At 68.3% G+C, this 7,238-nt stretch carries 7 protein-coding genes and 1 pseudogene; 4 read left to right on the plus strand and 4 right to left on the minus strand.

Features of this window, described 5'->3' with window-relative positions; all coding sequences use genetic code 11:
* The 4 genes and pseudogenes from HUW62_RS44440 to HUW62_RS44455 form a co-directional block, all read left to right on the plus strand.
* Positions 1-804, plus strand: a pseudogene (locus tag HUW62_RS44440) (hypothetical protein); the annotation flags it as partial.
* Positions 805-981: 177 nt separating this feature from the next.
* Positions 982-1,194, plus strand: a complete 213-nt coding sequence (locus HUW62_RS44445) for a hypothetical protein (RefSeq protein ID WP_163869503.1) — start codon at positions 982-984, stop codon at positions 1,192-1,194.
* Positions 1,195-1,295: 101 nt separating this feature from the next.
* The gene (locus HUW62_RS44450; RefSeq protein WP_176437894.1) at positions 1,296-2,777 is read left to right on the plus strand and encodes a HAMP domain-containing sensor histidine kinase; all 1,482 of its coding nucleotides are present in this window, start codon (positions 1,296-1,298) and stop codon (positions 2,775-2,777) included.
* Positions 2,759-4,126, plus strand: a complete 1,368-nt coding sequence (locus HUW62_RS44455; RefSeq protein ID WP_176437895.1) for a sigma-54 dependent transcriptional regulator — start codon at positions 2,759-2,761, stop codon at positions 4,124-4,126. Before HUW62_RS44450 ends, HUW62_RS44455 begins: the two co-directional genes overlap by 19 nt.
* Positions 4,127-4,129: 3 nt before the next feature.
* Here HUW62_RS44455 and HUW62_RS44460 read toward each other — a convergent pair whose 3' ends face one another.
* The 4 genes from HUW62_RS44460 to HUW62_RS44475 all read right to left on the minus strand — a co-directional run.
* On the minus strand, positions 4,130-4,882 hold the full coding sequence (locus HUW62_RS44460; RefSeq protein ID WP_255203983.1) for a glutaminyl-peptide cyclotransferase: 753 nt from the start codon (positions 4,880-4,882) through the stop codon (positions 4,130-4,132).
* A 122-nt stretch (positions 4,883-5,004) separates the two neighbouring features.
* Positions 5,005-5,769: a DUF5953 family protein gene (locus HUW62_RS44465; protein WP_217911933.1), complete on the minus strand. Its 765-nt coding sequence runs from the start codon at positions 5,767-5,769 to the stop codon at positions 5,005-5,007.
* A complete protein-coding gene (locus tag HUW62_RS44470) occupies positions 5,757-6,395 on the minus strand; it encodes a DUF6310 domain-containing protein (protein WP_368670634.1) in 639 nt (212 codons plus the stop codon). The genes HUW62_RS44465 and HUW62_RS44470 overlap by 13 nt, the downstream gene beginning before the upstream one ends.
* Before the next feature lie 334 nt (positions 6,396-6,729).
* Positions 6,730-7,238 (minus strand): lysylphosphatidylglycerol synthase domain-containing protein (locus HUW62_RS44475; protein ID WP_176437899.1); only part of this gene is annotated, 509 nt, incomplete at its 5' end.

A 7,238-nucleotide genomic window follows, 5' to 3' on the forward strand; every position in this document is an offset into this window, starting at 1 on the left:
TCCCACTACCCCGACGGCATCCCCCTCACCGACATCGCGAGCGTGAGCTTCGGCGCCAACACCAATCCCTTCGCCATGGCGTGGACGGGCAACGACCTCTGGGTCACGCTCTATGGCAACCTGTTGGGCGACCCGTCCGCCGGGGGCCGTGTGGTGCGCGTCTCACTGGCCAACAACGAGCCCACCGTGGTGGACACCATCGAGCTGCCCTCGGGGGCCGCGCTCAAGCCCTTCTCCGGCAACACCACGCTGTCCACGCCCACCGGCATCGCCAGCCACCACGGCAAGCTGTACGTCGCCCTCAACAACCTGAACCCCGTCACGTACAGCCCCGGCGGGCCCGGCCTGCTCGCACGCATCGACCCGACGAGCCGCGCGGTGGACCTCATCGACCTGGGCGAGGGCTGCCTCAACCCGAGCTCCGTGGCGCCCGTGGGCGAACAGCTCCTCGTCAGTTGCGGCGGCAAGGCCACCTATGACTCCGACTTCAAGCTGCTGTCCGTGGAGCGCTCGGCGCTGGTGCTCCTCGACGCGCAGGACCGCGTGGTGTCCACCGCGCCCATCCAATGCTCGCCAGGCATCGGCTCCTGTCCGATTCCGGCCGCCGGCCGCTTCGCCGTGGTGGGCAATCGCTCCTACCTGGGTGACACCAACGGCGGGCGCATCTTCGTCCACGAAGTCGTGGGCAGCACGCTCGTCGAGCGCCGGGGATTGTTGGACACGTCGGAGCCCGCCATCGCCGCGTGCCCCGCGAGTGGCTTCTCCCTGGTCAGCGACGTGGTGGCCCTGGACAAACAGTATTGAAGCGGGGGCACTTCGCCCCGACGGGGCAATGTGCCCCGGTCCCGGCGGGTCAGTTCATCCCGCTGGGACGCTGTCCTCCGAGGGAAGTCTCGCCGAGCACCGCCCTGGCATGGGGGATGCTCAGGCCCTCCCCCCGTGCCCCACGAGACATCGCGGGCACGGACCGGAGAAGAAGCCATGAAGCGTACCCTGTCTCTTGCTGTCGGCCTTTCCCTGCTGTCGACGGGCGCGTTCGCCGCGGCTCCCAAGCCGAGCACGCCCCCCACCGCGCAGAAGCCCGCCGCCGAGGCGCCCGCGAAGCCTGGCACCAAGGCGAAGCATTCCAAGGAGCATGCGGCCCACACCAAGGCCGCCTCCACTCCCACCAAGGACACCGGCGCGACGCACTGACCTCTTCTTTCGGCGCTCGCGGTACGTTGTGAGTACTTCCTTCCGGTCCATGCGGATTCGACCCCTCCCAGGTGCATGGACCGGAATAGCCTCGACCCACCGTGAGACTCGCTCGCAAGTTCACCCTCGCTCTCGTCCTGCTCGCCGTGGCCGTCATCGCCGGGCTGCAGGTCATCCAGGTCCGCCGTGAGCTGGAGCGCTCGGCGCTGGACATGCAACATGACCACCGGCTGCTCGGCCACACGCTCGCTGGCACCATCGGCAAGGCGTGGCAGCTCGCCGGTGAGCGTGAAGCCCTCACGCTCCTGAACCAGTCCAACAACTACCAGGAGCAGGTCCACCTGCGCTGGGTCTGGTTGGATGGGGGCCCCGGCACTCCGTCGCTCATCGGCTTCCCGCCGCGCCTGTTGGCCACGCTGCGCCAGGGGCAGGACGGCTCCATGGTGGACCCGACTCCGGAGCCCGGCCTGCTGCATTCGTACACGCCGGTCCGCATCGGCCCACGCTTCGGCGCCATCGAAATCACCGAGTCATTGGGCGAAGAGCGCCAGCACGTCTTCGTCACGGTGGTGGGCACCATCGTCGCCACCGGCACCATCACCTTCGCGTTCTTCATCGCCGCCATGGCCATGGGCCGCAGGCTCGTCGGAGAGCCGGTGGACGAGCTGGTGCAACTGGCGAACCGCTTCGGCCAGGGTGATTTGACGGCCCGCGTGCGGCTGCCCACCAAGCGACGCGGGGACGAAATCACCACGCTGGCCGACGCGATGAACCGCATGGGCGAGCAGCTCGAGGAGACGCGCTCGCGCCTGTCCGCGGAGACTGTCGCGCGCCTGTCCGCGGTGGAGCACCTGCGCCACGCGGACCGGCTCACCACCGTGGGCAAGCTCGCCTCCGGCGTGGCGCACGAGCTGGGCACGCCGCTCAACGTGGTGATGGGCCGCTCGAAGATGATTTCGTCGGGCGAGGCGGAGGGCGAGGAGGTGGGCGAGTGCGCTCGCATCATCTCCCAGCAGGCCCAGCACATGACGGGCATCATCCGGCAGCTGCTCGACTTCGCGAGGCGCCGCGCGCCGCACCGGGCCCCGGAGGACGTGCGGGAGCTGGTGGACCGCTCGCTGTCGCTGCTCAGGCCCATGGCGTCCAAGAAGAGCATCACCCTGGTGGACGACGTGCCCCCGGGTGTCATGCTGGAGGCCGATGGAGGTCAGGTGCAGCAGGTGCTGACGAACCTGGTGATGAACGCGCTGCAGGCGATGAACAAGCCCGGCATGGTGCGCATCCTCGCGACGCGCACGCGCGCCACGCCGCCCACGGACGTCGGGGGCGCGGAGAGCAGCTACGTGCGGGTGGACGTGGAGGACGAGGGCGGCGGAATCCCCGCGGACGTGCTGGGCCATGTCTTCGAGCCCTTCTTCACCACGAAGGACGTGGGCGAGGGCACGGGGCTGGGGCTGTCCGTCTCGTATGGTCTCATCCGGGACCATGGCGGCTGGATTGCCGTGCGCAGCGAGCTGGGACGCGGTAGCTGCTTCTCCATCTATCTGCCGAGCGGAGGGGACACATGCCAGGCCGCGTCCTGATGGTCGAGGACGAGCGCGAGATGCGCGCCATGTTGGAGAAGGGATTGACTCGCCGGGGCTACACGCCCGTGGCGCTCGCGTCCGCGGATGAGGCGCTGGCGCGACTGGCCGGCGAGGACTTCGACGTGGTGTTGACGGACCTGCGCATGCCCGGGATGGATGGGCTGGCGCTGTGCGAGCGCATCGTCCTCAACCGGCCGGACATCCCCGTCATCGTGCTGACGGCCTTCGGCAGCCTGGAGACGGCCGTGGCCGCCATCCGCGCGGGGGCGTACGACTTCGTCACCAAGCCCATCGACCTGGATGCGCTGGTGCTGGTACTGGAGCGCGCGGTGCAGCACCGGGCCCTGCGCGACGAGGTGCGCCGGCTGCGGCAGCAGTTGGGGCGGCAGCAGGACAGCGGCGCGGTGGTGGGCGAGAGCCCCGCCATGCAGCAGGCCTATGCGCTCATCGACCGGGTGGCGGACCTGGACTCCACGGTGCTGATTACCGGCGAGAGCGGCACGGGCAAGGAGGTGGCGGCGCGCGCGGTGCACACGCGGGGTCGCCGCTCGGCGGGGCCGTTCGTGGCGCTCAACTGCGCGGCGATGCCGGAGGCGCTGCTGGAGAGCGAGTTGTTCGGCCACGCCAAGGGTGCCTTCACGGACGCCAAGGCGACGCGCACGGGCCTCTTCGTCCAGGCCAACGGCGGCACGCTGTTCCTGGATGAAGTGGGCGAGTTGCCGCTCACGCTCCAGCCCAAGCTGTTGCGCGCGCTCCAGGAGCGGGTGGTGCGCCCGGTGGGCGGGGACACGGAGGTGCCGTTCGACGCGCGCATCGTCGCGGCGACGAATCGCGACCTGGAGCTGGCGGTGGAGGAGGGCCGGTTCCGCGAGGATTTGTACTACCGGCTCAACGTCATCGGCGTGGAGCTGCCTCCGCTGCGGGCCCGGGGCAACGACGTGCTGTTGTTGTCGCAGCGCTTCATCGAGCAGTTCGCCGCGCGCAACAACAAGCGCGTGGTGGGGCTGTCGCCGTCGGCGGCGCAGCGGCTGTTGGCCTATGGGTGGCCGGGGAACGTGCGCGAGCTGCAGAACTGCATGGAGCGCGCGGTGGCGCTCACGTCGTTCGAGCAGCTCACGGTGGATGACCTTCCCGAGCGCATCCGGAACTACAGCCAGCCCAAGGTGGTGCCGGAGAACACGGACCCGTCGGAGCTGGTGACGCTGGAGGAGCTGGAGCGGCGCTACATCCACCGCGTGCTGGAGGCGGTGGGTGGCAGCCGGACGTTGGCGGCGCGCATCCTCGGCGTGGACCGGAAGACGCTGTACCGGAAGCTGGAGCGCGACGACGAGGCGAAGAAGCCCTGAGCGTCAGTCGAGCGTTTCCAGGCGGACCTCGAAGAGCTTCGGCCAGAGCTTGCCAGTCATGAGCATCCGGCCGGTGGCGGGGTCCACGGCGATGCCGTTGAGGACGGCCTCGCGGTTGTCCAACTGAGGAGCCACGGCACGCGTGAGTGCAGAGGCGTCGATGATGGCGATGACCTGGCCGGTGGCGGGGTCGATCTCCAGCACGCTCGAGGAGTGCCAGACATTGGCGTAGATGACGCCATTGGCGCACTCCAGCTCGTTGAGCTGGTCCTGCGGTTGTCCTTGCAGCGTGACTTCCACGGTGCCCAGCGGCTCGAAGGTGTCGAGCGAGTGGAAGGTCAGCGTGGAGCTGCCATCGCTGCGGACCAGGCGGCCCTGCCAGTAACACAGGCCCCAGCCATCCCCGGAGTAGCGCGTGGTGCGCTCGCGGACAGGGGGCAGACCGCTCCAGGTGTAGAGCAGCCCTTCCGTCCAGGTGATTTGGTAGAGGCGCTCGCCGTCACTGGCGAGTCCCTCCGTGAAGATGTTGCCCAGCTCCTCCATCCACACGGGCGTGGCGGACTCCAGGGAGAGCTCACGCAGCGTGCCCATGTGGCCGGTGCTCTCGAAGAGCCGGCCCTGATGGAAGACGAGCCCCTGGGTGAAGGCCTCGGTCGAGTGCGGATACTCCTGGACGATGCGAGCCACCTTCCGCGTGGGGCCCCCATCCGGGTTGATGCGCCGCTGCGCGGGGCCGCAGCTGCAGCCGTTTCCCATCCCCATGCCCAGGACACAGAGCGCCGACACCCACGCTGATTGATGAACTCGCATCGCGGGAGTCACGGAAGCAGGAAACGAAGGCCGGCACAACACGCGCGCGGAGGCCCTGTTCAGGATGGTCAAGGAGCCGAGCGGCCACCAATCTCCGGGAACCGCGCATAGGCGCGCAGGAGCGCATCCAGATGTGCGGGGTCATCCAGGTCCAGTGGCGCGGCCGTGAGCTGGACAATCCACCCTCCAGATAGCGTACGACGCGCTCGCGTGAGCAATTCGGCGTCGCGCGAGGCCTCCGGGAACCCAAGGGTCTGGGCGGTGGCGGCCGACCAGTAGTTCAGCCATCCCAGGCAATACGGAATCTCGGGCGAGCGGATTTTCTCGGGGAACTTGAGCGCTGGAAGCTCCTGGGGCGGAATCCCAGGTTTGTGCACTGGATCCACTGTCTGCCCCGCGATTCGCACCGCCGTCTTGGTCGGCGTCGCATGCCCCCAGTACGCGCGCGCTCCCTCCGCCACGCCTTCCAGCACGCCCACCGCCGCGGCAATCAAGTCCTCGTCCAGCGGGAGCTTCGCATGGACGTCGAGCATCGGCTGACCACCTGGTGCCTGACTCCCTGGCGTTTGCAGTCCGTGGACCGTCACGGGGTGACTCTCGTCCCCGTTGCACACGAGAGGAAATCCTCCGTCCCTCATCACTTCCGCGAGCCACGCATCGCGAGCTTGCAAGGCCATGGGGTGCCCGTCCTCGGAGACCTTCCACTCCAGACGCAAGCCGGGCAGCGCCCGTTCCATCCCCTGGATGACCGCGAGCGGACGGCCATCACTTCTCGTGAGCACTGGAGCGTAGACGGCGATGCTGAGTCTTCTTCGAGTGGTCACCGCTTGCATCCCGTAACGACGATGTTGAGGGTGCGTTCGAGCTCGGCCAGTGCTTCCTTGTGGGCTTCGGTGCTCACCCCGACGACGAAGCCATATCCACACTCCATCGCGATGGTTCGCTCTTCTCGCATCGTCGCCACCTGCTGCCGGACCACCTGCTCCTGAAGGAATTCCGAGTACGTGTCGAATTGGTCGGTCTTGATTTCCCATAGCACCCGCGCGCCGACCTGCAGCGCGTCGAAGCGCTTGCCCTTCACGAGCACGTCCTTGCCAGGGAAACGATTCGGAGGGAACTGGTCGGCGCACCTGTCATGCGCGGCATCTCCGCCAAGGTGCGGCACCGGGATGGGCTCGCACCGGGGGTGGCGCTCTTTCTCAGGGGAGTCGGGTGGCGTTGGAGAAAACCAGTCCTGCCCTGCTGGCTCGGGTTGAGGCTTCCGCTTCGAGGAGGACTCCCGCGAGACGGGCTTCGCCAGGAGCGTGACCTCTTCCTCCTCGGAGTGACTTCCGCTCAGGGCATATGCATCCAGCGCTTCTTTGATGGCGACGCCCACCACCAAGATGCCAACGACGACCACGGCACCGGTGATGATTTCCGGCGCAGCCAGGATGCAGAGGCCGGTTCCCAGAACCATCGTGCCCGCCGAAGCAACGGCGCACCTGCCCGTGGGGTCATTGAATCGGACCCGGTCATGGTCAAGAGCCTGGAAGCAGCGCTCCGCCAACACGGGCCACGGCTGGGAGGCCTGATGGACGGCGCATCGGCCACCGTCCCTCCACGGTAACTTCGCCGCTCTCTGGAGATTGGCGACCCTCGGGCTCGGGGGCCTGCGCACACTTGAAGCCGGTGCCGACGTCGCACACGCCGAGAAGAAGAGCAGGAGCACGGCGCACGCGAGGGGTCGCATCGCTGCATCCTCGCGGACCTGCGCTGGAGGATGCCAGCCCCGAGAGATGAGCGACCTCCACTCACCCCTCCTGTCGTCGCCGTCCCAGGCGGGCCCGCAGCTCCGCCGCCTGGCCCCGGTGCTGCGCCAATTCGTGCCCCAGCAGCAGCACCGCCGCCACCGCGAAGGGCAGCAGGTAATAGACGATGCGGTACACCACGAGCGTGCCAAGCACCATCGATGCCGGCACCCCCGGCGTCAGCGCCGCCAGGATGATGGAGTCGAACACACCCAGCCCGCCCGGCACCTGACTGGCGATGCCCACGAGCTGCGCCACCGCGAACAACGCCACCATGCTCGGCGGCGAAATCCCCGACCCCGCAGGCAACAACACCCACAGCACCATCGCCGCCAGCGACCAGTCCAGACAGGACACCCCCACCTGCTCCAATGCCTGTCGCAGCGTGGGCAACGACACCTCCAGATGCAGCCGGGGCACCTTCAGCGTCCGCCGCACCCGCGCGCACAGCACCAGGTAGCCCAGCAACACCCCGAGCAGGCCCACACCCAGCCCCCGCGCCATCCCAGGCT

It is taken from the genome of Myxococcus sp. AM011, assembly GCF_013372595.1.
Taxonomy (GTDB): domain Bacteria; phylum Myxococcota; class Myxococcia; order Myxococcales; family Myxococcaceae; genus Myxococcus; species Myxococcus eversor.

Bases quoted from the DNA above. Each gene is read 5' to 3' on its own strand.
- HUW62_RS44470 (WP_368670634.1), bottom strand. From the start codon at position 6,395: ATGGTTCTGGGAACCGGCCTCTGCATCCTGGCTGCGCCGGAAATCATC.
- HUW62_RS44460 (WP_255203983.1), bottom strand. From the start codon at position 4,882: ATGGGAAACGGCTGCAGCTGCGGCCCCGCGCAGCGGCGCATCAACCCG.
- HUW62_RS44445 (WP_163869503.1), top strand. From the start codon at position 982: ATGAAGCGTACCCTGTCTCTTGCTGTCGGCCTTTCCCTGCTGTCGACG.
- HUW62_RS44465 (WP_217911933.1), bottom strand. From the start codon at position 5,769: ATGCAAGCGGTGACCACTCGAAGAAGACTCAGCATCGCCGTCTACGCT.
- HUW62_RS44455 (WP_176437895.1), top strand. From the start codon at position 2,759: ATGCCAGGCCGCGTCCTGATGGTCGAGGACGAGCGCGAGATGCGCGCC.